The organism is Cupriavidus necator (assembly GCF_016127575.1).
Taxonomy (GTDB): Bacteria; Pseudomonadota; Gammaproteobacteria; order Burkholderiales; family Burkholderiaceae; genus Cupriavidus; species Cupriavidus necator_D.
The window spans coordinates 59,571-84,101 of record NZ_CP066019.1 but is presented as its reverse complement, the minus strand read 5'-3'; the positions used below and the strand labels follow the sequence as shown (position 1 = coordinate 84,101).

Sequence of the window (24,531 nt, the reverse complement as noted above, 5' to 3'; positions counted from 1 at the left end):
ACTACGGGGAGCAGTGGACAAATGACCATGCCAACACAACTGAACGCGCCGATGGCGGCGCAGCCTGCAACACGGACACGCTTCATGGAGCCCTTGCTGCTGCTGGTCTCCGTGGGGCTGTCGGTGTTCGGCGCCATGATCGGCATGCAGCTGATCGTGTCGCTGGGGATCTCGGCCAACACCTCGATCATCGGCGCGCTGATCGCGATCGTGTTCTCGCGCATCCCGCTGGAGATCACGCGGCGCTTCCGCGTGCTGGAGCGGCAGAACCTGGTGCAGACGGCAATCTCGTCGGCCACCTTCGGCGCCGCCAACTCGCTGATGATCCCGATCGGCGTGCCATACGCGATGGGCATGCCGGAACTGGCCACGCCGATGCTGATCGGCGCGGTGATCGCCATGTTCGTTGACGGCGCCATGCTGTACTTCCTCTTCGGCAGCAGGATCTTTCCCGCCACCGGCACCTGGCCGGCCGGCATCGCCACGGCCGAGGCCATCTGGGCTGGCGACCGCGGCGGGCGCAAGGCCGCGTTCCTGGGGCTGGGCATTGCCGTGGGCGTGGGCGGCGCCTGGCTGGGCGTGCCGATGTCCGCGTTCGGCGCGGCCTTCCTGGGCAACCTGGCGGCACTGACCATGTTCGGCATTGGCCTGCTGGTGCGCGGCTATTCGGTGGCGCTGACCGGCATCGACATCGCCAAGGCCTATATCCCGCACGGGCTGATGATCGGCGCGGGCATCGTCGCGCTGTTCCAGGTCGCCAATGAGATCCGCCGCGCGCGCCATGCCCCGGCCGCGGACACGTGCACCATCGAAGTCCCGGCCTCGCGCGCCAGCCGCATCCTGTCGGGCGGCTTCCTGATCTACCTGGCGATTGCGCTGCTGATCTCGGTGCTGGCCGGCCATGTCTCGGACATGTCGCTGGGCATGCTGGTGGTGTTCGTGCTCTATGCCGCCTTTGCCGCCTATGTGCATGAGCTGATCGTCGGCATCGCGGCGATGCATTCGGGCTGGTTCCCGGCCTTCGCGGTAGCGCTGATCACGCTGACCATCGGCATCCTGATCGGCTTCCCGCCGACGGCGCTGGCGGTGCTGGTGGGTTTCTCCGCCGCCACCGGCCCGGCCTTTGCCGACATGGGCTACGACCTCAAGACCGGCTACCTGCTGCGCGGCGAAGGCCGCGACATGGAGGCCGAGCTGGCCGGGCGCAAGCAGCAGTTCCTGGCCGCGATGATCGGCTTTGCCGTGGCCGCGATGGTAGTGCTGGTGTTCCACGGCACCTTCTTCGCGCAGAACATGATCCCGCCGGTGGACCGCGTCTACGCGGCCTCGATCAAGGCGGGCTCGTCGGCGGAGATTGCCCGCAACCTGGTGATCTGGGCCATCCCCGGCGCGCTGCTGCAGCTGATCGGCGGCTCCAGGCGCCAGCTTGGCATCCTGCTCTCCACCGGCATGCTGATTGCCTCGCCGCTGGCCGGCTGGGCAGTGCTGGCAGGCCTCGCGATCCGCTTCGTGCTGCAGCGCCTGCGCGGCGACAAGCACGTGGCCGAGATGAGCGCCTTCGCCGGCGGCGTGATTGCCGGCGACGCCCTGTTCAGCTTCTTCGGCTCCGTCACCAAGCTGCGCAAGTAAGTGCGCAACTGAGTCTTACCTCGGGGCGCGGTCGCCGCGTCCCGCCTGTCATTACCCGAGACGTTCCATGGATATCCAAGCCATCCAGGCGATCCGCGCCGACACCCCGCTGACGGCCTCCACCATCTATCTCGACACCGCCGCGGCCTCGTTGCCGCCCGACGCGGTGCTCGATACCGTGCGCAGCTACCTGCTCGATACCGGCCACGTCGGCATCTACCTGCCGGCCTTCCGCAAAGAGACCTATGCGCGCGTGGAAGCGGTGCGCGGCAAGCTGGCCGGACTGCTCAACTGCGCCGCCGACGAAGTCGCCTTCACCAAGAACGCCACCGAGAGCATCTCGATCGTCGCGCGCGGCATCGCCTGGAAGGCCGGTGACGAAGTGCTGGTGGCTGACACCGAGATGCTGAGCAACCTGCTGCCCTGGCGCCGGCTGGAGCAATCGCACGGCATCGTCGTGAAGATGGTCGCGGCCAATGCCGAAGGACTGCTGTCGCCCGCGGCGTTCGAGGCCGCCGTGACCTCGCGCACGCGCCTGCTCACCTTCTCGCACCTGCCCAATTCCACGGGTGCGGTGCAGCCGGCCGCGCAGATCTGCGCGCTGGCGCGCCGCCATGGCGTGCTGTCGCTGGTCAATGCGGCACAGAGCGTGGGCATGCTGCGCTCGGACGTGGCCGAGCTGGACTGCGATTTCCTGGCAGGCTGCGGCCGCAAGGCGCTGCGCGCGACCGAGGGCTCGGGCTTCCTGTATGTGCGCCGCGCGCTGATCGAGCAGGTCGAGCCCGCGCTGGTGGGCTGGTGGAACGGCGCCTATGACCGTGCCACGGGCGCGCTGTCCCTTGTCGCTGGCGCCAGGCGCTTCGAGGCTGGCTGCCCGATCGTGCCGGCGATCCTCGGCATGGGCACCGCCATCGATTACGCCGCCGCCATCGGCATCGACGCCATCGAAGCGCGTGTGCGCGACCTGACCGAGTACGCGGTGGCGAAGTTCTCGTCGACCCCCGGCTTCGAGCTGTACGGCCCGGCCGACGTGGCCAACCGCATCGGCATCGTGCCGTTCAATGTGCGCGGCGTGGACCCGGCGCGCATCGTCGCCGCGCTGGAAACGCAGCAATGCATCATCGAGGCCGGCAACTTCATGGCCGACGCCATCCTGGCGCGCCATGGCGTGTCCACCATGGCGCGCGTCTCGCTGCACTACTTCAACACGCATGAAGAGATCGACCGCGTCGCCGCGCTGATCCGCGCCGCGATCGCCTGATCGCGCATTGAACTTCACCAGACTCTCCTGACGGAAACCAAGACATGACCCAACGCATCCTCCTGATGAGCAGCTCGCGCAAGGACAACCTCGGCTACCTCGAGCACGCCGGCGAGCAGATCCACACGCTGCTCAGGCGCGAGCCGCGCAAGGTGCTGTTCGTGCCGTTCGCCGGCGTGACCTTCAGCTTCGACACCTATGAAGGCATGGTCAAGCCGGTGTTCGAGACGCTGGGCTACGCGCTCGAATCGATCCACCACAGCGCCGATCCGCTGCGCGCCGTGGAGCAGGCCGAGGCCATCGCGGTGGGCGGCGGCAACACCTTTGCGCTGCTCAAGCGCATGTACGACGCCGGCATCGTCGACGCAATCCGCGCCAGGGTGCGCGCGGGCACGCCATACGTGGGCTGGAGCGCCGGCAGCAACGTCGCCTGCCCGACCATCCGCACCACCAACGACATGCCCATCGTGCAGCCGCCGTCGCTGCGCGCGCTGGGGCTGGTGCCGTTCCAGATCAACCCGCACTTCATCAGCGGCAAGCCCGCCGGCCACAACGGCGAAAGCCGCGAAGAGCGCCTGGCCGAGTTCCTGCACATCAACGCGCCGGAGCAGGTGTTTGCGCTGCCGGAGGGTTCGGCGCTGTTCTCGGACGGCACCCGCGGCACCGTGCTGGGCGAGCGCCATGCGCTGTGGTTTCCGGCCGAAGGCAAGGTCGAAACGATTCGCGAGGGCGAGATCTTCCCGCTGTCGCAGATCACCGGTCCGGCCGGAATGCAGGACTGGCCGGGATTTGCTGCCTGAGCCGGCGGCACTGCCCTGAGCCGCTGACGCACTGACCCGGGCCGGTCCCGGGCACAACAAAGAGAAAACCGCCCCGCGGGCCGCGCAGTGCCGCCCGCGCGGGCCCCCTTTTGCCTTTTGGAGGAGAAAACAACATGAGCCACACCATTCGCCACGCCGCCCGCCTGGCACTGCCGTTGCTGCTGGGCCTGCCGGCCGCCGCGATGGCGCGGTCCGGGGTGACGCTGTACGGCGTGATCGACACCGCGCTTACCTACCAGACCCATTCGAACCCGGCGGGCGATGCCCAGATCGGGCTGCAGCAGGGCGGCGAAGGCTTCCTGTCGGGCAGCCGCTTCGGCCTGAAGGGCACCGAGGACCTGGGCGGCGGCGTGAAAGCCGGCTTCGTGCTGGAAAACGGCTTCCTGGCCGACACCGGCAGGCTGGACCAGCAGGGCCAGCTGTTCGGGCGCCAGGCCTACGTGAAGATCGGCAACCAGTGGGGCGATCTGGCACTGGGCCGGCAGTACACCACGGCCAACACCATGCTGTACTACGTCGATCCGCTCGGCGTGGGCGCGGCGCCGTCGAACTCCTGGATGGTTTACCTGACCGGCCAGCGCTATGACAATGCCGTCAGCTATACCGGCAACTTCGGCCCGGTGTCCGTCATCGCCGAATACGCGCTGGGCGAAACCCCGGGCAACAGCAAGGCGACCTCGTCGATGTCGCTGGGCCTGAAGTACGCCGCCGGCCCGATCACCGCCATCGGCGACTTCCAGCAGACCCGCGACAGCCAGAGCCGCGCCGCGCGCATCTACATGGCCGGCCTGAAGGCCGCGGTCGGACGCGCCAACCTGTTTGCCAACTACATCTACAGCGACCGCGACGCCGCCTTCGATTCATCGAAGGGCGGCACCGACACGGCCACCATCACCAGCATGTCGACCGCCGCCACGGCCACCAACCGCGCCGCCATCAACTCGGTCTTCGGCAGCAGCCGGCGCGACGACTTCTTCACGCTGGGCGCCAACTACGCCGTCCCGGGCAACGTCACGCTGACCGCCAGCATGATGCACAACCGCACCCGCGCCGACAACTTCAGCGGCAACCGCACCACGGCATACGGCGTGGCCGGCTATGCGTTCAGCAAGCGCACCGATGCCTACCTGGCGGTGGCCTATGACTGGGTGCGCGGCGGCTGGTCGGGCCTGTTCGGCAACAACACCACCAACTGGACCGGCGGCAGCGGCAAGCCGCTGGACGGGCGCGACAACCAGACCACGGTCATGGCCGGCCTGCGTCACCAGTTCTGACTTTTCGTAGACGCCATGCCCGCGCCGAGCGGGCATGGCACATCCTTTGGAGAAAGCCATGGCCCTGCAGCAGACGCTGGTCATTCATGAAGCCCTGGACAGCCCGCACGCCAACGGTGCGGTCGTCAGCGAACTGTTCGCGCCCTATGCCGGCGCCGGCGTGAGCGTGGAAGTGACCACGATCCACAACGCCCCGCCCGAGAACACGGCCAACACCACCGACTTCATCACCATCGTGATCCCCGGCACCACGGGCAAGCGTAGCGGCGGCAGTGCGCCGACGCTGGGCGTGATCGGCCGCAACGGCGCGATTGGCGCGCGCCCGGAACTGGTGGGGCTGGTGTCTGACGCCGACGGCCCGATCGGCTGCCTGGCGGTGGCGCTCAAGCTGGCGCAGATGAAGGCGCGCGACGACCACCTGGCGGGCGACGTGATCGTGACCACGCACCTGTCGACCAATGTCTCGATGCAGCCGCACGACCCGGTGCCGTTCATGGGCATGCCGGTCTCGTCCGACACCATGAACGACTACCAGGTGCTGCCGGAGATGGACGCGATCCTGTCGATCGATGCCTCCAAGGGCAACAGCATCATCAAGCACCGCGGCTTTGCGATTTCGCCGACGGCGATGCAGGGCTACATCCTGCGCGTGGCGCCGGACCTGGTGGCGACCATGGAGTCCACCACCGGCTGCCCGGCGGTGACCTTCCCGATCTCGCAGCAGGACATCACGCCTTACCACAACGGCCTGTACCACTTCAACAGCATCATGCAGCCGCACGTGGCCACCCGGGCGCCGGTGGTCGGCGTGGCGGTGACGGCGCGGTCGGTGGTGTCGGGCAGCGCGACCTCGGCCAACCATGAGATCGACATCGCTGAAGCCGTGCGCTTCTGCGTGGAGGTGTCCAAGCGCTTCGGCGCCGGCAAGTGTCAGTTCTTCAATGCCGCCGAATGGGAGAAGATCCGCGCGGTCTACCCGGACCTGTCGGTATTCCAGACCGCGGGCAAGCGCTGAGCGCAGCGCCGGCGGCCTGGCAGGTTCAGGCGGCTTCGGCCGGCCCTGGCTGGTTGGCCGCCTCGGTCGGGGCGGTGCCGCCGTGGCGCCGCTTCCATTCGTCGAAGCCGCCGGCCAGCGCCCAGGTCTTCGGGTAGCCGGCCACGCGCAGGCGCTCGGCCAGCAGCGCGGCGGACAGTTCATTGGGGCAGGCGCAATAGACCACGATGTCGGCCCCGGCGTGCGGCACGCCTAACGCGTCCAGGCTGTCCAGCGCGCCCTGCATGTCGAGCACCACCGAGCCGGGGATGCGCTCCATCGGCGTGTCCCCGTGGGCGCGCACGTCGATCACCACCGGCAGGCTGCCGGCGAGCCGGCGCGCTTCCAGCTCATCCACCGTCATGCGCGGCACGCGCCGCGTGCGGCGCAGCAGCCGGAAGCGGCGCCACCAGCGCCACGCCAGGAACAGCGCGAACGCCACCAACAGCCCCACCACGGCCATATGCCCGTAGGCGCTGAACGCCTCCAGGATGGCATCGATAAAATCACTGAACACCACGCCGATCAGCAAGGCGCTGCCAGCCCAGACCAGCGCGCCGATGGCGTCATAGAACAGGAACACCGGCAACGGCGTGCCGGTCATGCCCGCCATCGCGGTGGACAAGGCCCCGGCACCGGGCAGCAGCTTGGCGATCACCAGCGAGCGCGGCCCCACGCGCAGGTAGAGCGACTGGGTCTGGCGGATGCACGAGTCCTGCGAAATCGATACCCGGCAGATCGTGCGCAGCATCGGCTGCCCCAGCCGGCGCCCGGCGAAGTACCAGCCGGTATCGGCAATCAGGCAGGCAAAGATCACCGCAGCCAGCACCGCGCCGATCGACGGCCCGGTCTCCTGCATGCCCAGCGCGCCGGCGACGAACAGCATCGGGTAGGCCGGCACCGGCAGCCCGGCCTGCTCGACCAGCACGTTCAGGAACACCAGCATCAGCCCGTGGTTTTCCAGCAAGGCCTGTAACTCTCCCACCATGTTCTCCCCGTCAGTCCAGGATGCCAGTGTGCCAGTCGCCGGGGGCCCGTGCACCGGCAGCTTTGCATGGGTGTTTCAAATTTCCTGAGTGGCAGGCGCGCTGGCAGAAACCACTCCGACTTACGTTGTCCTACAACATTACATGCCTGCCCCACCGGAGCTCACCCACGGTACGACGGCCGCCATCCATGCTTGAAGTGCCCCAGACGGCATGTTTCTGTCCCTTTTTGCTCGCCGGCAGGGCTTTCCAGCGAAAACGCCGGCCGCATCCCGGTTAACCCCGAATGATCACAAGCCCTATTGCCTTCGCCAGAGCCTTGTCATACGATGACTGATAACTCGGATGATCTGCACCGCCGCAGTCAGCCGCCACTGCCACCCGGGGCCACTGGCCCGCTCAGGATTGCCGCAATGCTCGCACCCAACGAACTCAAGCAAATCGTCTCCGAAGGCCTGCTGTCCTTCCCCATCACCGACTTCGACGCCCAGGGCGACTTCGCACCGCAGTCCTACGCCGCGCGGCTGGAGTGGCTGGCCCCCTACGGCGCCACCGCGCTGTTCGCTGCGGGCGGCACCGGCGAGTTCTTCTCACTGACACCGCAGGACTACTCGGCCGTGGTCGACACCGCCGTGCGCACCTGCGCCGGCAAGGTGCCGATCCTGGCCGGCGCCGGCGGCCCGACCCGCACCGCCATCGCCTACGCGCAGGAAGCCCAGCGCCTGGGCGCGGCCGGCGTGCTGTTGCTGCCGCACTACCTGACCGAAGCCAGCCAGGACGGCATCGCCGCCCACGTGGAGCAGGTCTGCAAGTCGGTCGATATCGGCGTGATCGTCTACAACCGCGCCAACTCGAAGCTGGATGCGACGCAACTCGCGCGCCTGGCCGAGCGCTGCCCCAACCTGGTCGGCTTCAAGGACGGCGTGGGCGACATCGAGGCCATGGTCAGCATCCGCCGCAAGCTGGGCGACCGCTTCTCCTACCTCGGCGGCCTGCCCACGGCCGAGGTCTATGCCACGGCCTACAAGGCGCTGGGCGTGCCGGTGTATTCGTCGGCAGTGTTCAACTTCATCCCCGAGACCGCGATGGACTTCTACCGCGCCATCGCCGCGGATGACCACGACACCGTGGGCCGCCTGCTCGACAACTTCTTCCTGCCCTACCTGGCCATCCGCAACCGCAAGGCCGGCTATGCCGTGAGCATCGTCAAGGCCGGCGCCCGACTGGTCGGCCACGACGGCGGCCCGGTGCGCGCGCCGCTGACCGACCTGACCGGCGAGGAGATGGAGATGCTGGGCGCGCTGATCAACAAGCTCGGCCCGCAGTAAGCGGTAAGCAAGCCGCCCTCGCATTGCATATCGACAGGCCGGCCGCGGGGCACTTGCCCTCCGGCCGGCGTTCCCGTTCCAAACGCTGACAAGGAATCCTTCCATGCACATCACCGGCGACATGCTGATCGGCGCGCAAGCCGTGCGCGGCACCGAAGCCCTGCTGCAGGCCATCAATCCCGCCACCGGCGAAGCCCTGGGCCCTGACTTCCATGGCGGCGGCCAGGCCGAGGTCGAGCGCGCCTGTGCGCTGGCCGAAGCCGCTTTCGACACCTACCGCAACACCACGCCAGAGCAGCGCGCGGCCTTGCTCGAAGCCATCGCCACCGGCATCGAGGCGCTCGGCGACACGCTGATCGAACGCGCCCACCTGGAAAGCGCGCTGCCGGTCGCGCGCCTGCAGGGCGAGCGCGGCCGCACCGCCGGCCAGCTGCGCCTGTTCGCCACCGTGCTGCGCGAAGGCCGCTGGCAGCAGGCCACCTTCGACCCCGCACTGCCCGAGCGCAACCCGCCGCGCCCGGACCTGCGCATGCAGCGCATCGCCATCGGTCCGGTAGCAGTGTTCGGCGCCAGCAACTTCCCGCTGGCGTTCTCCGTGGCCGGCGGCGACACTGCCTCGGCGCTGGCCGCGGGCTGCCCGGTCGTGGTCAAGGCGCACCCGGCGCACCTGGGCACGTCGGAACTGGTGGGGCGCGTGATCCAGCAGGCCGTGCAGGACGCGGGCCTGCCCGAAGGCGTGTTCTCGCTGCTGGTCGGGGCGGGCAATGCCATCGGCACGGCACTGGTCACGCATCCGGCAATCCAGGCGGTGGGCTTCACCGGCTCGCGCGCCGGCGGCCTGGCGCTGATGCAGGCCGCCCAGCGCCGCCCGCAGCCGATCCCGGTGTATGCGGAGATGAGCAGCATCAATCCGGTGTTCCTGCTGCCCGCGGCGCTCGATGCGCGCGGCGAGGACATCGGCCGCCAGCTGGTGGATTCGCTGGTGATGGGCGTCGGCCAGTTCTGTACCAACCCCGGGCTGGTGATCGGCATTGAAGGCCCCGCGCTCGACAAGTTCCGCGCCGCGGCGCTCGGCGCGCTGCAAGGCAAGCCGGCGGCGACCATGCTGACGCCCGGAATCCATGCCGCCTTTGAGCAAGGCGTGGCGCAGCTGTCGTCGCTCGACGGCCTGCAACGCATTGGCGATGGCGTCGACGGCAACGGGGCCAACCAGGCGCGGCCAGTAATGTTCGAGACCACCGCGGCGCAGTTCATGGCGGATCACCGGATGCAGGCCGAGGTGTTCGGGCCGTCGACGGTGCTGGTGGTATGCCGCGATCTCGAAGAGATGCTGGCGGTGGCGCGACAGCTTGAAGGCCAGCTGACGGCGACGATGCAGCTCGACGATGCCGACCACGCGGCCGCGCGGCGCCTGCTGCCGGTGCTGGAACGCAAGGCCGGGCGGGTGCTGTGCAATGGCTACCCGACTGGGGTCGAGGTTGCCTATGCGATGGTGCATGGCGGGCCGTTCCCGGCGACTTCGGATGCGCGTTCGACTTCAGTCGGAGCGACGGCGATTGACCGGTTCTTGCGGCCGGTTTGTTATCAGAACCTGCCGCAGGCGTTGTTGCCGGAAGCGGTGAAGGGTTGATCGCGCAGGCCCCGCAGTGCGCGGGGCTTTTTTCTTATTGGGGGGTCTTCGCTAGATTTGGGAAGCCCTGCTTTGGCTTGTTGCCATGCGGTCGGTTGTCGCCCTTGGCAACAACAAAAACACCCCGCAAATCTGCGAAGAACCAGCTACGGCCCGCGAGCCCAGATCAAGCCTCCAGCTTGATCCCCGCCTGCTTCACCACCCCCGCCCATCGCGCCTGCTCGGCAACAAAGAACTTCCCGGTCTCCCCGGGCGTCATCGTCACCACCTCCGCCCCCTGGGCCACCAGCTGCGCGCGCAGATCCGGCGCGCGGATGATGCGGATCAGCTCGCCGCTGAGGCGCGCCACCATCGCATCGGGCATGCTGGCCGGAGCCATCACGCCCTGCCACGTTCCGGATTCAAAATTCGGCACGCCCTGCTCGGCGATGGTCGGCACGTTCTGCAGCAGCGGCATGCGCGTGCGCTTGGACTGGGCGATCAGCTTGAGCTTGCCCGACTGCACGTGCGGCAGCGTGGCCAGCATGCCGTTCATCAGCACCTGGGCGCTGCCGCCCACGGTATCGGCAATGGCCTGCGAGCCGCCCTTGTAGGGTACGTATTGCCACTTGGCGCCGGTGGCCTGCTCCACCGCCACGCCGGCCAGGTGCGGCGCGCTGCCGATGGCGGTCACGGCGAAGTTGAGCTGGCTGCGCTGCGACAGCGCCACCAGTTCCTTCACGCTGGCCGCCTGCACCGACGGATGCACCACCAGCAGGTGCGGCGAGTAGGCCAGCATCGACACCGGCTTGAGGTCCTTGGCGATATTGAAGGTCAGCTTGGTATAGACCGACGGGCTGATCGCCAGCGCGCCGATATCGCACAGCATCAGCGTGTGGTTGTCGGTGGCCTGCGCGACCAGTGCCGCGCCGACGTTGCCGTTGGCACCGGGGCGGTTGTCCACCACCACTGACTGGCCCAGCGCCTCGCCCAGCTGCTTGCTGATCAGGCGCGCGATGATGTCTGACGAGCCGCCGGCGGTGTACGGCACCACCAGGCGGATCGGGCGGGTGGGCCAGTCCGGTCCGGCGTGCGCCGCCGAGGACAGGCCCGCGAGCGGACCGGCTGCCAGGCCGGCGGCCAGTGCGGAGGATTGCTTGAGGAAGGTGCGGCGTCCCTGGGTCATGCTGTTGTCTCCTGTCGATGACGCGAGCGCCGGCGCGGCACGCTATGCGTGCATGCCCGGCGCGTTCTGTGCTGCAGTGTCTGGGGTTCAGTGCGATGGCTTCAGTCCAGCGCGATCTTGCCCTTCTCGATCACGGTCTTCCAGCGCAGCAGTTCCTGCGCCTCGAACTGGTTGAACTGCTCGGGCGTGTTGGCCACCACCTCGAAGCCGCTCTCGGACAGCTTCTGGCGCATCTTCGGGTCGTTCAGCGACGACACCAGCGCGCCGTGCAGGCGGCTCTTCACCTCGGGCGGCAGGCCGCGCGGCGCAGCAACGCCCTGCCACGAGTACACCTCGACGTCCTTAACGCCGGCCTCGGCCATGGTCGGCACATTGGGCAGCACCGGCGAGCGCTTGTCGGAGGTCACCGCCATGGCCTTGAGCTTGCCGGTGCGGATGTGCTGCAGCACGGCGTTGACGTTCTGGAACGACACGTCGACCTGGCCGGCAAGCAGGTCGGAGATGGCCGGGCCGCCGCCCTTGTAGGGCACGTGCAGGCCGTCGGTGGCGCTCTTCTGCCAGAACAGCGCAGCAGTCAGGTGGTCGGACGAGCCCGCGCCGGACGAGGCAAAGCTGACCTTGCCCGGATTCTTCTTCATGTAGGCCACCAGTTCCTGCAGCGTATTGGCCGGGAACTGTGGATTGGCCACCAGCACGTTGGGCGCGCGCACCGCCACGGTCAGCAGGTCGAAGTCCTTGGCCGGGTCATAGGCCAGGTTCTTCTGCAGGAACGGGTTCACAGCATACACGCCGATCGACGCCACCATCATGGTGTAGCCGTCCGCCGGCGCGCGCTTGACGAAGGTGGCGCCGATGGCGCCGGTCGCGCCGGGGCGGTTGTCGATGACGAAGGGCTGGCCCAGCTTTTCATTGAGCGGCACGGTCAGCATGCGCGCGATGGCGTCGCTGGAGCCACCCGGCGGGAACGGCACCACCACCGATACCGGGCGTTGCGGCCACTCCTGTGGCGCGGCGTATGCGGCGGCGCTCACGGTCAGGGCCGCCACCGTGACGACAGAGCCGAGCGCAAAGGCGCGCAGCCAGTGAGGCAGGCGCAGGGCGCGCTGGCGTTGGAACGTGTACATCGTTGTCTCCTGCAGTGTCTTTATCAGATCAGCCAGCCGTGCCGATCACGGCAGCGGCCGGTTGGGCGTTGCCGGTACTGCGTCAGCGCACCATGCAGGGCGCCTTGTTGTTGAACTTCCAGCCGGGGATCAGGAATTGCATCGCCGCGGCATCGTCGCGTGCGCCCAGGCCCTTGCGCTGGTACAGCTCGTGCGCGCGCGCCAGGGCATCCATGTCGAGCTCCACGCCCAGGCCCGGGGTCTTGGGCACCTGCACCAGGCCGCCTTCGATCCGCAGCGGGTTGCGGGTCAGGTTTTCGCCGTCCTGCCAGATCCAGTGCGTGTCGATGGCAGTGACGCGCCCCGGCGCGGCGGCGGCCACGTGGGTGAACATCGCCAGCGAAATATCGAAGTGGTTGTTCGAGTGCGAGCCCCAGGTCAGGCCCCATTCGGCGCACATCTGCGCCACGCGCACCGAGCCCTGCATGGTCCAGAAGTGCGGGTCGGCCAGCGGGATGTCGACCGACTGCAGCCGCACGGCGTGCCCCATCTGGCGCCAGTCGGTGGCGATCATGTTGGTGGCGGTGGGCAGGCCGGTGGCAGTGCGGAATTCGGCCATGATCTCGCGCCCGGAATAGCCGTCTTCGGCGCCGCACGGGTCTTCGGCATAGGCCAGCACGCCGCGCTTGTCGCGGCACAGGCGCACGGCCTCTGCCAGCGACCAGGCGCCGTTGGGATCCAGCGTTATGCGCGCCTTCGGGAAGCGTTCGGCCAGCGCCAGGATCGCTTCCATCTCTTCGTTGCCGCTCAGCACGCCGCCCTTGAGCTTGAAGTCGTTGAATCCATAGCGCTCGTAAGCGGCTTCGGCCAGGCGCACCACGCCCTCGGGCGTCATCGCCCCTTCATTGCGCAGGCGGAACCACGCGTTGTCGGCATCGGGCTCGGTGCGGTAGTCCAGCGTGGTGCGCTGGCGATCGCCGATATAGAACAGGTAGCCGAGCATCTCCACGGCGTCGCGCTGCTGGCCTTCGCCGAGCAGTGCGGCCACCGGCACCTCGAGGTGCTGGCCGAGCAGGTCGAGCAGCGCCGCCTCGAGCGCCGTCACCGCATGGATGGTGATGCGCAGGTCAAAGGTCTGCAGGCCGCGGCCGCCGGCATCGCGGCTGGCGAATGCCGCGCGCACGCGGTTCAGGATGGACTGGTACTGGCCGATGGGCTGGCCCACCAGCAGCGGCCGCGCGTCTTCCAGCGTCTGGCGGATGCCCTCGCCGCCCGGGACCTCGCCCACGCCGGTGTGGCCGGCGCTGTCGCGCACGATCACGATATTGCGAGTGAAGTACGGGCCATGGGCGCCGGACAGGTTCATCAGCATGCTGTCATGCCCGGCCACGGGCACCACGGTCAGTTCGGTCACGACCGGGGTGTGGGCGGACGCCATGGGGGCGGCGGTTGGGGTCATCTCAGGGTTGTCTCCGGCATTTCCGATGGCGGGCGCAGTATTGTTCACTGGACCATCACTTCGCGTATGTTATCTGTCATCGTATGACTGATAACCCAGTATAATGAGGCCATCTCGAACCGGTCAAGTCCGGGAAACCCCGCCCGTATCCACCATGCCGAACTCCACCTCCGCCCAGTCCGTTCCGCCCGTTTCTGCGCCGCTGCGCCGCCGCGGCCGCACGCTTGCCGAAGAAGTGGTGCAAGCCCTTGGCGAAGAAATCCGCCAGGGCCAGCTCAAGCCCGGCAACAAGCTGCCGACCGAGTCGGAGATCATGGCGTCGATGGGGGTCAGCCGCACCGTGGTGCGCGAGGCACTGTCGCGGCTGCAGGCCAGCGGCCTGGTCGAGACGCGCCACGGCATCGGCACCTTCGTGCTGGCGCGCGCGGCCGAGGCGCCCTCGCCCTTCCGCATCGGGCCGGACGCGCTGGGCACGGCCATGGATGTGATGGCGATGCTGGAATTCCGCGTCAGCCTTGAGGCCGAGGCCGCGGGCCTGGCCGCGTCGCGCCGCACCGACGCGCAGCTGGCCGCGATGCGCCAGGCGCTGGACGAGCTCAAGCGCAGTGCCGGCGCCGGCAACGACGCCGTGGAGAGCGATTTTGCCTTCCACCTGGCGATTGCACGCGCCACCGGCAACCGCTATTTCACCGACATCATGGGCCACCTGGGCACCATGGTGATCCCGCGCAGCCGCCTGCAGGTCAGCACGCCCGAGCGCGAGCAGTACCTGGACCGCGTCAGCATCGAGCACGAGAACATCTACGACGCGATCGAGCGCCGCGACCCGGACGGGGCCAAGGCCGCCATGCGCATGCACCTGACCAACAGCCGCGAACGGCTGCGCAAGGCCTCGGCGCCGGCCGGCGCCCAAGGCTGAGCGACGCGCGCGCACTGGATGGGTGCGGCCGCCAAGTCATACGATGTCTAATGATATGGACCGAGATCAGGGGGTCAGCCGGCAACGCCGCGCAAAGTCCACCAGCTCCACCAGGGACGAGACCTGCAGCTTACCCATGATGCGTGCCTTGTAGCTGCTCACGGTCTTGTTGCTGATAAAGAGGCTGGCGCTGATGGCCTTGTAGGACATGCCGCGCGCCAGCATCTGCAGCACCACCAGTTCCTTGTCGGAAAGGCGCCGCAGGATCTCCTCATCCGCCGACATGGCCTGGCGCGGCGCGCCGCCGCGGCTGAGCACCGGGAACACGGTATAGCCCGCCAGCACCGCCTCGACCGCACGCAGGATTTCCTTGATGTCCTGGGTCTTGCTGACGAAGCCCTGCGCACCGGCCTGCCATGACCGGCTGATGAACACCGCCGGGTCCAGCGCCGTCACCACCAGAATGCGCACCTGCGGATGGATCGCGCGCAGGCGCGGCGCCACATCCAGCCCGCTGGAGCGCGGGATGTCCAGGTCGAGCAGCACGAGGTCCGGCGTGCGCGCGCGCACCAGCTCGATGGCGCACTGTCCGTTGTCTGCTTCGATCACCTCGTCTACGCCAAGCAGCTGCAGCAGATGGTGCCTGAGCACCAGCCGCATCGCCGGATGGTCGTCAACGATCAGGATGGTTGTCATGCGTGGCTTCGTAGTCCGGGAACGCATCGGCGACGGCGCGCATTCTGCCCGGGCATGGGATGGCAGGGCGATTAACACGCGGGGCGCGATGCTGCGCCAGTATAGGGAGCCGCGGACGCTGGCAGGATGGGAGAAATCGGTTTCGCATGAGGCCGAATCCTAGGCCCGCCTCAGACACGCGCTCATGCCGGGGCACGGGGCCGTGGCGGTGTTGCCCCTGCGCACGGCAGGGACAACGGCAAACAGCCAGTGGTGCTACTCTATTCAAGCGTGTTTCATCCATGGAGAACACTGTGCCTCGCAAGACCCCCATCGAGCGCTACCGCAACATCGGCATCAGCGCGCATATCGACGCCGGCAAGACCACGACGACCGAACGGATCCTGTTCTACACGGGCGTCAACCACAAGCTGGGCGAAGTGCACGATGGCGCGGCCACCATGGACTGGATGGAGCAGGAGCAGGAGCGCGGCATCACCATCACGTCGGCCGCCACCACTGCCTTCTGGAAAGGCATGGCCGGCAACTACCCCGAACACCGCATCAACATCATCGATACGCCGGGACACGTCGACTTCACCATCGAAGTCGAGCGCTCCATGCGCGTGCTTGACGGCGCCTGCATGGTCTACGACGCCGTCGGCGGCGTGCAGCCACAGTCCGAGACGGTCTGGCGCCAGGCCAACAAGTACGCGGTGCCGCGCATTGCCTTCGTCAACAAGATGGACCGCGTCGGCGCCGACTTCTTCCGCGTGCAGACGCAGATCGCCGACCGCCTCAAGGGCCGCGCCGTGCCGATCCAGATCCCGCTGGGCGCCGAGGACCATTTCCAGGGCGTGGTCGACCTGGTCAAGATGAAGGCCATCGTCTGGGACGATGCCAGCCAGGGCGTGCGCTTTGCCTACCAGGACATCCCGGCGGACCTGCTGGCGACCGCACAGGAATGGCGCGACAAGATGGTCGAAGCCGCCGCCGAGGCCGACGAGACGCTGCTCAACCAGTACCTGTCGGGCGAGCCGCTGACCGAGGAGCAGATCAAGCGCGGCCTGCGCAAGCGCACCATCGCCAACGAGATCGTGCCGATGCTGTGCGGCAGCGCCTTCAAGAACAAGGGCGTGCAGAGCATGCTGGACGCGGTCATCGACTACCTGCCCTCGCCCGCCGACGTGCCGGCCATCCTGGGCCACACCGAAGACGACCGCGAAGCCGAACGCCATCCCAACGACGACGAGCCGTTTGCCGCGCTGGCGTTCAAGATCATGACCGACCCCTTTGTCGGCCAGCTGATCTTCTTCCGCGTCTATTCCGGCGTGGTCAAATCCGGCGACACCGTCTACAACCCGGTCAAGGCCAAGCGCGAGCGCCTGGGCCGCATCCTGCAGATGCACGCCAACGTGCGCCAGGAGATCAAGGAAGTGCGCGCCGGCGACATCGCCGCGGCCGTCGGCCTGAAAGAAGCGACCACCGGCGACACCCTGTGCGACCCCGACAAGGTCATCATCCTGGAGCGCATGAGCTTCCCGGAACCGGTGATCTCGCAGGCAGTGGAACCCAGGACCAAGGCCGACCAGGAAAAGATGGGCATTGCGCTGAACCGCCTTGCGCAGGAAGACCCGTCCTTCCGCGTGACCACGGACGAGGAATCCGGCCAGACCATCATCTCCGGCATGGGCGAGCTGCACCTGGAAATCCTGGTCGACCGCATGCGGCGCGAGTTCGGCGTGGAGGCATCGGTCGGCAAGCCCCAGGTGGCCTACCGCGAGACCATCCGCCAGCCGGTCAAGGACGTGGAAGGCAAGTTCATCAAGCAATCGGGCGGACGCGGCCAGTACGGCCACGTGGTGCTCAACCTCGAGCCGATGCCGCACGGCGGCGGCTATGAGTTCGTCGATGCCATCAAGGGCGGCGTGGTGCCGCGCGAGTTCATCCCCGCGGTGGACAAGGGCATCCGCGAGACCCTGCAGTCAGGCGTGCTGGCCGGCTACCCGATCGTCGACATCAAGGCCACGCTGGTGTTCGGCTCCTACCACGACGTCGACTCGAACGAGAACGCATTCCGCATGGCCGGCTCGATGGCGTTCAAGGAAGGCATGCGCCGGGCCAGGCCCGTCCTGCTGGAGCCGATGATGGCCGTCGAGGTGGAAACGCCTGAGGAATTCACCGGCAACGTGATGGGCGATCTGTCGTCACGACGCGGCATGGTGCACGGCATGGAAGACATCGCCGGTGGCGGCGGCAAGATCGTGCGCGCCGAGGTGCCGCTGGCAACCATGTTCGGCTACTCCACCACGCTGCGCTCGCTGACGCAGGGGCGCGCGACGTACACGATGGAGTTCAAGCACTATGCCGAGGCGCCGGCCAATGTGGCTGAGGCGGTGATATCGACGAAGCGGGGGTAACAATGGTTTGCTCCCCTCCCCCGCGTGCGGGAGAGGGGCCGAGGGAAAGGGCCGGCGCATCCACGCGCCCGCGCCCTCCTCCTTCATCGCAATCAGCAGGCCGCCGCCGTCATCTTGAAGATCCCCTGCGCATTCCCGGCATCAAACCCCAGGTCATAACGCTGCGGCGCTGCCGCTTCATCGGCAAAGCGATCGCGCGTGATGAACTCGTAGAACGATCCCGGCACGTCCCGCTCCACCGTCTCGCCGTGCGCGCCGACGAAGGCGCGGCGCACCGTATCCGCGCGGAACGCGGTCTGCTTGACGCGGCCGCTGCGCGAGACTTCGACCTTGTCCTTCATCGGCCGGCCCAGCTGCTTCTGCTGCTCGGCGAGCGCGAACACGTCGTCGACGCGGTCGGTGGCGTGGTTGAAGGCGTTGCCTTCGGTGGCGACCCAGGCCATCTCGGCCGATTCACTGAGCAGCGTTTCATAGTCGGCCAGGCTCGGGGTGGCGTGCTGGCGCTCGAAGCATGGCACCAGCAGGCCGACCAGCTCGGCGCCGTCGGCCAGGTCCAGCGCGCCGTCGCGCTCCAGTTGCCACAGCAGGGTCTGCGCGCGCGGCGTGAGCGGGTCGGCGGAGGTGCCGGTGACGCGGCTGACGGCGGCGCGGAAGGCGTCGCTGAAGCGTTCCGGATGGAATTCGCTGAGGAAGAACTGGGCGATGCCCTCGGGCGCGTCGGCATGCGCGTATGAGCGACCGGTCATGCCGATGCGGTCCAGCGGATAGGTGCCGTTGAGCACGTAGCCGAGCGGGCGCAGGATGCGGGTGAAGGCGGCCTCGCCTTCGGGCAGCGCGCCGTTGTCGCGCCACTTGACCGTGCGCAGCGCGCCGTGGTCGAAAGTGACCTTGCCGCCGGCGGAGGCAACGTCGTCGGTGTAGGCGCGGCCGCTCGGCACGCGCTCGAGGATGCCGCCGAACAGCACCATGTTCAGGGCCTGGGCGATTTCCGCGCGGCTGGCACGGCCCTGCGGGGCCTGCGGCAAATCCGCGGGCAAGGTGACCAGCGCGAGCAGTTGCGCGGCGCGGGCGGCGCCGACGTTGGCGGTGAGAAGCGTGGAGAGATTGGAGGTCATGGGCACAAACAGGTGAGCACTGGGATGGCAGCCGGGCTGGCGACGATACGCGGGGCAGGATAGGGGCACCCCCATGGCGCGCACAAGCGCGCATTGCGCACAACGTTGTGCGTGCGGCGCACGACCGCGGTAGCGGTGCGGCCTGGCGCCGCTGTTTATACTGTCAGCCTTCCTTCCCTCGCAGTCCCATGAGAAACGACATCCCCAACCTGGGCGCGCTGCAGGCCTTCGAGGCCTCGGCGCGGCTGGGCAGCTTTACCCGCGCCGCGGCAGAGCTGGCGCTGACGCACAGCGCGGTGGGGCGGCAGGTGGCGCAGCTGGAGCAGCGCCTGGGCGTGGCGCTGTTCACACGCGTGCGCCGGCGCCTGGAGCTGACCGATACCGGGCGCGAATACGCCGCGCGCATTCGCCGGCACCTGGACCACCTGCAGCGCGACACGCTGGAAATCACCACCGGCCGGGCCATGGGCTACACGCTGGAGCTGGCGGTGGTGCCCACCTTTGCCACCCAATGGCTGATCCCGCGCCTGCCGGACTTTGCGCGGCGCCATCCCAATGTGACGGTCAACCTGGCGGCGCGCTCGCAGCCGTTCTCGTTCCAGGAATGCGCCTATGACGCGGCGATTTATTTCGGCGACCAGTTCTGGCCCGGCACGCGCGGCGGCGTGATCTTCCGCGAAGGCGGCATGGTGCCGGTGTGCAGCCCCGCCTTCCTGGCCGGGCATCCCGTGACCGACGCCGCCAGCCTGGCGCGCTGCCGCCACCTGCACCTGAGCACGCGCGCCAACGCCTGGCGCGACTGGTACGCGGCACAGGGCTGGGCCTATGACCTGGCCGCCTCGCGCGGGCCGCGCTACGAGCTGTTCACGATGATGACGGCCGCCGCTACGGCCGGGCTTGGCATCGGCCTGGCGCCGCGCCTGCTGATCGAGCGCGAGCTGCGGACCGGCCAGCTGGTAATTCCGCTGGCGGGCATGCTGGACGAACAGCAGGGCTACTACTTCGCCTATCCGGAGGGCCGGCCCGAATCCGAAGCGCTGGCGGCCTTCCGCAACTGGATCCTGGGCCTGTCGCGCGATGCGCCGGCCACCGCTGCCGGCAACTGATCGCGCCGCCTCGCTGCGCCCGATGACGCACTTTCCGGGGGCATTTGCGCAATGCAGGTAAACTAGCGCCTGTTCGCCGCACCCGGGACGACCCGGAACATGCCTCCCCAGTCATATCGGCCCAGGCCGCCATGACTGCCGAAGTGGGCGCCGGCGAACCCGCTCAATGGCCTTCGGGCCGCTCCCGTGGCGCCGGCAACCGGCGCTGCCCAAGGCTTGCCCGGCAACACTGCCGGCATTCGCCGCCAACCAGGCATCGCCGCCCACTTCGACCTTCGCCCGGGCCCTGCGCATCCGTTGCGCTGCGCCCGATGACGACCCGCGCGCCCCCGCGCGGGACTGGAACCCGCAGGCCATCGGCCTGACGGATCCGCGCCGGCGCGCTGCAAGCACCGGGGCGGGTCGGACTTCCGGAGGAAATCCATGAACCAGACAGCCAGCCACCGGCTGCTGGCGGCCGGGCTTTTGCCTTTCGTCGCCCTTGCCGCCCTCGCCGGCACCAACGCCCACGCCGAGCCAGGCGTGACCCTGTACGGCATCGCCAGCTCCGCCGTGCGCTACACCTCCAACCTGGATGGCCACCACAACGGCCAGGCCGCACTGGTCTCCGGCGGCATGGTCGGCAGCCGCTTCGGCCTGAAGGGCGATGAAGACCTGGGCGGCGGCAACCACGTCATCTTCCGGCTCGAGGCCGGCATCGGCAGCGACGACGGCCGCTCCAGCTACAACATGCTGTTCGGGCGCCAGGCCTATGCGGGACTTTCCGGCGACTGGGGCAGCCTGACCTTCGGGCGCCAGTACAACGCGCTGAACAATATTGGCTGGGCCTTCAATCCGCTGGACCAGGGCTGGGGCAATTTCTGGTCCGACCCGCTGTATATCGGCGGCGACATCTTCTTCCAGGACTACCGCATCAACAACAGCATGGTCTACAAGAAGACCGCAGGACCGTTCACGCTGCAGTTGGACTATGGCACCGGCGAGCAGCCCGGCAGCCTGGCGCGCGGCATCACGCTGGGGGGTGGGCTGATGTTCCAGCAGGGCGCACTGGCGCTGGGCGCGGCCTATGACCAGCGCAAGAGCGCCGACGGCGGCAACACCGTGCGCAACTACTCGGTGGGCGGCTCCTACGCTTTCGGCAAGGCCACGGCCTACCTCGGGCACATGGGCCGGCGCGAATCGGCGGGCGACGCTCGCTTCAATATTGCCTTTGCCGGCCTCGGCTACCAGCTCACGCCGGCGCTGCACGTCTCGGGCGCCTACTACCGCTACTGGCAGGGCGGCAACGTGACCACGCAGTTCCAGGACGTGCCGGCGCTGCTGGGCAGCGGCAACGCCGACAGCATCGCCGTGGTGGCCGACTATGCGTTGTCCAAGCGCACCAGCGTATACCTGGAAGCCGATGCCGTGCACGCGCGCGGCGGCGCGGTCGGACGCGAGACCGAATACTGGGCCGGCGCGCCCGCCGCGGGCGTGGACAGGACCACGCGCGTGGGCGTCATGCTCGGCATGCGGCATCACTTCTGAGGATCGCGGCGGCACCACCGGGTGCCGCTGCAGGAAGGCACGCGGCGCCATGCTGACGCGCCTTTTTTTCCATGCCGCGCGAAAGAATTACCACGGCGGCAGCCGGCAACTTCAGCCCCATGCGTACGGCGCCACAAACGGCGCAGGCATGGTCATTGCGCATGCCATGCATTCCAACGTCCTGCGACAAGGAGCACAGCATGCCGAACCAACCTCCCACCAGTGAAGGCGCGGCCATCATCGGTTCAGGCGTGGGCGAAGGCCCGGGCCCTGAAGTGATGGCGGCATCGAGCCTTGACGGCACCAAGGCCTATTCATCCGATGGCGAACACGTCGGCAAGATTTCCGAGATCATGCTGGATGTGCCGCACGGCCGCATCGCCTACGCGGTGCTGACCACCGGCGGCTTCCTCGGCATTGGCGACACGCTGCACGCCATCCCATGGAATGCACTGGTCATGGACACCGACGAGAAATGCTTCCGGATTGCGGTGACGGCAGACCGGCTCAAATCCGCACCGGGCTTCAACAAGGACAGCTGGCCGAGCATGGCCGATCCCCAGTGGGGCAAGTCGCTGCACGAGTACTACGGCCGCGATCCGTACTGGGTGCCCCCGCCGCTGTAAGGCTGCGCAGGGGCTACATCCAGGTTGCAAGCAGCCAGCGCGCGGCCAGCGCGGCCAGGCCGATACCCGCCACGCCCGGCAGCAGGCGCTGCACCGCGCGTGGCGCATAGGACAGGCCCAGCGCCACGGCAAACGCGCTGGCGGTCAGCGTGCCAAGCCACGACACCGTTCCCAGCGGCCCGCCGTCGGCAGCAACGTGGAGCGACCAGGTTAGCGCGAGCGCGCCGGCACCCGCCGCGCGCAGCCCAGCCACCGCGCGCCGCGACGGCATGCTGCCGCGGCCATGGATATCGGCATGGTGGCGGTCAAGCGACAGCGCCAGTGCGGCGAATCCTGACAGCGACAGTGCGAAGGCAGCCAGCATATTCATGCTCATGCGGGCTCCTGTGTGACGGCAGCCACTTCGGCCACCTTCTGCGGCTGGCGTGACGTGCGCCGCGGTGCCGGCTGCCCGCGTCCGACCATCCAGGCCGCGGCTGCCAGCGCGATACCGAGCGTCAGCGTCACCAGGTCGAAGCCAGCCACCGCCGCCGGCCCGCGCCCCTGCAGCAAGGTCACGCCCAGGTGCGATCCGGTGGTCAGGGCGTTGAGCACCGGGACGCCCCCGAACAGCGCCGCACCCACCCACAACTGCGCGCGCCACATGCCACGCGCGGGACGCAGCAGCGCCAGCAGCGCGCAGGCGGCCCAGGCGATGAAGAACCAGCGGATCTCCGCTTCAGGCCGCTGCGCCAGTTCCACCGGCAACAGGCGGTTGGCCCAGAAGTAGCTGGCAAAGGCAATCGGCAGGCCGGCGATGGCGCCGATGTTCAGCGCCTCGACCAGGCGCAGGCCAACGCCGGGCCGAGCACCTGCAGCCAGCGCCTTGGCCTGCTGCTGGCGCGTGCGTACCGCCCACAGGATCGCCCCGGTAGCCACCATAGCGGATCCGGCAAGGCCGCACAGGAAGAACAGCGCGCGCAGGCCTGGTGAAGCAAAGCCGGCGATATGCAGGCCGGTCATGACGCTGCGCGTCAGCTCTGCCGCTGACTTGTCTTCCGCGTACGCGCGCAGCATGGCGCCGCTGGTGCCGGAGAATTCAAGCGTGGACGCATCGTGTGCCAGCGTGGTCGGCTCGGCACGGGTCAGCGCCACGGTGGCATTGGCATCGCCCGGCAGGTTCACGGTGATGCGCCGCGGCGCGGCCCCCTGCCAGCGGCGCTCCGCCTGCGCCACCATGTCTGCCACGCTTGTCAGCGCGGCGGGCGTGCCCGCTGCGCTGGCTGGCCGCGGACGCAGCATCGCCTCGGCCTGGAAAGCGCGCTCGCCGCCGCGATAGGCGGCCTCGATGCCCCAGGGCATATACATGAACAGCAGCGTGACCAGCCCCGTGTAGGTGATCATCAGGTGGAATGGCAGCGCCAGCACCGCCAGCGCATTGTGCGCATCGAGCCAGGATCGCTGGCCCTTGCCGCGCCGGAACGTGAAGAAGTCGGCAAAGATGCGCCGGTGCGTGATGACGCCGCTGACGATGGCAACCAGCATGAACATGGCGCAGAAGCCGGCGATCCAGCGCGCCCACCTGGCCGGCATGTAGTGCAGGTCGAAATGCAGCCGGTACAGGAACTCGCCGCCGCGGGTCTCGCGCGCGGCCTGCAGCGGCGCGCCGGTGGCCGGGTCGAGCAAGCGGCTGTCGAACCGGCGCGGCTTGCCGTCGGCATCGCGCGGCGCCTGGCCCGGCTTGTAGACCCACCGCACGGTGGCGGCCTGGCGCCGATCGTCGGGCAGCGTGATGAACCAGCGCGCGGCATCGGGTGCCTGCCGGCTGAGGTAGCGCACCGCGTTCTGCGCCACCTGCGTGGCCGGCACCTCGGCGGCGGGCGCGGTGCGATGCAGCTCGGGCCGCATCCACAGCGAGATCTCTTCCTTGAAATAGCTGGCGCTGCCGCCGCAGAACATCAGCAGCAACACCCAGCACACCAGCAGGCCGCTCCAGGTATGGAGCCATGCCATCGACTGCCTGAAACCTGCCCGCATCAGCCGCCCCGTCCCACGGCCAGCAACGCCAACAGCAGCGCGGCCGGCAGCGCCAGCCCGGCCCAGGCTCGCCACGCGCTGCGCACCGCGAAGACCCAGACCACCGCCGCGGCATAGACCGCGAAGGACAGCAGCGTGGCCGTCGTCACGGCATCGGGCCGCGCCATCGGCAGCCACACGGACAGGGCCGCGGTGGCCAGCGCCGCCAGCGCGTAGCCGCCAGCAATGGCCGCGACCGCGCGCGAGGCCACCCCGGCGCGATAGCGCCAGCCGGAAGCGTGGGCCTGGCTCATGCCGGCACGCGCAGTACTGCGCCGCAGGCCAGGCCGGCCGTCACGGCTGGGGCTGACTGCAGCGGCATGCCAGAGACGGGGCGGCGATGGCGGGAGGAAAGTCGATACATGGCGCAGGACCGGGGCAAGAAATCGTTACGAATGA

Annotated in this window: 21 protein-coding genes; 12 read left to right on the top strand and 9 right to left on the bottom strand. The window is 68.4% G+C overall.

What is annotated here, in order from left to right; all coding sequences use genetic code 11:
* The first annotated feature begins 21 nt into the window (after window positions 1-21).
* From I6H87_RS19400 to I6H87_RS19380, 5 genes are all read left to right on the top strand, one after another.
* Window positions 22-1,629 (top strand): OPT/YSL family transporter, encoded by a 1,608-nt coding sequence (locus I6H87_RS19400; RefSeq protein WP_011616372.1) that lies wholly within the window; start codon window positions 22-24, stop codon window positions 1,627-1,629.
* Between the two features lie 67 nt (window positions 1,630-1,696).
* Entirely contained in the window at window positions 1,697-2,890 is a 1,194-nt protein-coding gene (locus I6H87_RS19395; RefSeq protein ID WP_011616371.1) for an aminotransferase class V-fold PLP-dependent enzyme, read from the top strand.
* Window positions 2,891-2,934: 44 nt separating this feature from the next.
* Window positions 2,935-3,690, top strand: a complete 756-nt coding sequence (pepE, locus tag I6H87_RS19390) for a dipeptidase PepE (RefSeq protein ID WP_010813519.1) — start codon at window positions 2,935-2,937, stop codon at window positions 3,688-3,690.
* Between the two features lie 134 nt (window positions 3,691-3,824).
* Window positions 3,825-4,985, top strand: coding sequence for a porin (locus I6H87_RS19385; protein ID WP_011616370.1), 1,161 nt, complete (start codon window positions 3,825-3,827; stop codon window positions 4,983-4,985).
* Window positions 4,986-5,043: 58 nt separating this feature from the next.
* On the top strand, window positions 5,044-6,000 hold the full coding sequence (locus I6H87_RS19380) for a DUF1177 domain-containing protein (RefSeq protein ID WP_062804621.1): 957 nt from the start codon (window positions 5,044-5,046) through the stop codon (window positions 5,998-6,000).
* 25 nt (window positions 6,001-6,025) lie between these two features.
* On the opposite strand, the gene I6H87_RS19375 is transcribed toward I6H87_RS19380, so the two are convergent.
* Window positions 6,026-7,006, bottom strand: coding sequence for a DedA family protein/thiosulfate sulfurtransferase GlpE (locus I6H87_RS19375; RefSeq protein ID WP_011616368.1), 981 nt, complete (start codon window positions 7,004-7,006; stop codon window positions 6,026-6,028).
* A 411-nt stretch (window positions 7,007-7,417) separates the two neighbouring features.
* On the opposite strand from I6H87_RS19375, the gene kdgD reads away from it, so the two are divergent.
* Together kdgD and I6H87_RS19365 are read left to right on the top strand one after the other, a co-directional pair.
* Entirely contained in the window at window positions 7,418-8,332 is a 915-nt protein-coding gene (kdgD, locus tag I6H87_RS19370) for a 5-dehydro-4-deoxyglucarate dehydratase (RefSeq protein ID WP_011616367.1), read from the top strand.
* A 103-nt stretch (window positions 8,333-8,435) separates the two neighbouring features.
* Entirely contained in the window at window positions 8,436-9,962 is a 1,527-nt protein-coding gene (locus tag I6H87_RS19365; protein ID WP_011616366.1) for an aldehyde dehydrogenase (NADP(+)), read from the top strand.
* Window positions 9,963-10,128: 166 nt separating this feature from the next.
* Here I6H87_RS19365 and I6H87_RS19360 read toward each other — a convergent pair whose 3' ends face one another.
* The 3 genes from I6H87_RS19360 to gudD all read right to left on the bottom strand — a co-directional run bounded on the left by I6H87_RS19360 (window position 10,129) and on the right by gudD (window position 13,689).
* Window positions 10,129-11,127 carry a Bug family tripartite tricarboxylate transporter substrate binding protein gene (locus I6H87_RS19360; RefSeq protein ID WP_011616365.1) on the bottom strand — a complete coding sequence of 333 codons (999 nt, stop codon included), beginning with the start codon at window positions 11,125-11,127 and terminating at the stop codon, window positions 10,129-10,131.
* Between the two features lie 101 nt (window positions 11,128-11,228).
* The gene (locus tag I6H87_RS19355) at window positions 11,229-12,251 is read right to left on the bottom strand and encodes a Bug family tripartite tricarboxylate transporter substrate binding protein (protein ID WP_010814024.1); all 1,023 of its coding nucleotides are present in this window, start codon (window positions 12,249-12,251) and stop codon (window positions 11,229-11,231) included.
* Between the two features lie 82 nt (window positions 12,252-12,333).
* Entirely contained in the window at window positions 12,334-13,689 is a 1,356-nt protein-coding gene (gene gudD, locus I6H87_RS19350; protein ID WP_011616364.1) for a glucarate dehydratase, read from the bottom strand.
* A 154-nt stretch (window positions 13,690-13,843) separates the two neighbouring features.
* Here gudD and I6H87_RS19345 point away from each other — a divergent pair, with 154 nt between their 5' ends.
* Window positions 13,844-14,608, top strand: coding sequence for a FadR/GntR family transcriptional regulator (locus I6H87_RS19345; RefSeq protein ID WP_011616363.1), 765 nt, complete (start codon window positions 13,844-13,846; stop codon window positions 14,606-14,608).
* 66 nt (window positions 14,609-14,674) lie between these two features.
* Here the strand turns inward: I6H87_RS19345 and I6H87_RS19340 are convergent, their stop codons facing one another.
* On the bottom strand, window positions 14,675-15,304 hold the full coding sequence (locus tag I6H87_RS19340) for a response regulator transcription factor (protein WP_010814027.1): 630 nt from the start codon (window positions 15,302-15,304) through the stop codon (window positions 14,675-14,677).
* 293 nt (window positions 15,305-15,597) lie between these two features.
* Between I6H87_RS19340 and fusA the strand changes: the two genes are divergently transcribed.
* Window positions 15,598-17,703, top strand: coding sequence for an elongation factor G (fusA, locus tag I6H87_RS19335; protein ID WP_010814028.1), 2,106 nt, complete (start codon window positions 15,598-15,600; stop codon window positions 17,701-17,703).
* 92 nt (window positions 17,704-17,795) lie between these two features.
* Here fusA and I6H87_RS19330 read toward each other — a convergent pair whose 3' ends face one another.
* Window positions 17,796-18,818 carry a DUF1338 domain-containing protein gene (locus I6H87_RS19330; RefSeq protein WP_011616362.1) on the bottom strand — a complete coding sequence of 341 codons (1,023 nt, stop codon included), beginning with the start codon at window positions 18,816-18,818 and terminating at the stop codon, window positions 17,796-17,798.
* A 188-nt stretch (window positions 18,819-19,006) separates the two neighbouring features.
* Here I6H87_RS19330 and I6H87_RS19325 point away from each other — a divergent pair, with 188 nt between their 5' ends.
* The 3 genes from I6H87_RS19325 (at window position 19,007) to I6H87_RS19315 (ending at window position 22,077) form a co-directional block, all read left to right on the top strand.
* Window positions 19,007-19,924 carry a LysR substrate-binding domain-containing protein gene (locus I6H87_RS19325; RefSeq protein WP_011616361.1) on the top strand — a complete coding sequence of 306 codons (918 nt, stop codon included), beginning with the start codon at window positions 19,007-19,009 and terminating at the stop codon, window positions 19,922-19,924.
* A 423-nt stretch (window positions 19,925-20,347) separates the two neighbouring features.
* Window positions 20,348-21,451 (top strand): porin, encoded by a 1,104-nt coding sequence (locus tag I6H87_RS19320; protein WP_011616360.1) that lies wholly within the window; start codon window positions 20,348-20,350, stop codon window positions 21,449-21,451.
* Window positions 21,452-21,651: 200 nt separating this feature from the next.
* On the top strand, window positions 21,652-22,077 hold the full coding sequence (locus I6H87_RS19315; RefSeq protein ID WP_010814032.1) for a PRC-barrel domain-containing protein: 426 nt from the start codon (window positions 21,652-21,654) through the stop codon (window positions 22,075-22,077).
* Window positions 22,078-22,090: 13 nt separating this feature from the next.
* Here the strand turns inward: I6H87_RS19315 and I6H87_RS19310 are convergent, their stop codons facing one another.
* The 3 genes from I6H87_RS19310 to I6H87_RS19300 are packed head-to-tail and all read right to left on the bottom strand — an operon-like array spanning window position 22,091 to window position 24,386.
* Complete coding sequence (locus I6H87_RS19310) at window positions 22,091-22,453, bottom strand: DUF3325 domain-containing protein (RefSeq protein WP_010814033.1); 363 nt, start codon at window positions 22,451-22,453, stop codon at window positions 22,091-22,093.
* Window positions 22,450-24,093: a PepSY-associated TM helix domain-containing protein gene (locus I6H87_RS19305; RefSeq protein ID WP_011616359.1), complete on the bottom strand. Its 1,644-nt coding sequence runs from the start codon at window positions 24,091-24,093 to the stop codon at window positions 22,450-22,452. Before I6H87_RS19305 ends, I6H87_RS19310 begins: the two co-directional genes overlap by 4 nt.
* The gene (locus I6H87_RS19300; protein ID WP_010814035.1) at window positions 24,093-24,386 is read right to left on the bottom strand and encodes a DUF3649 domain-containing protein; all 294 of its coding nucleotides are present in this window, start codon (window positions 24,384-24,386) and stop codon (window positions 24,093-24,095) included. Before I6H87_RS19300 ends, I6H87_RS19305 begins: the two co-directional genes overlap by 1 nt.
* Between the last annotated feature and the right edge of the window lie 145 nt (window positions 24,387-24,531).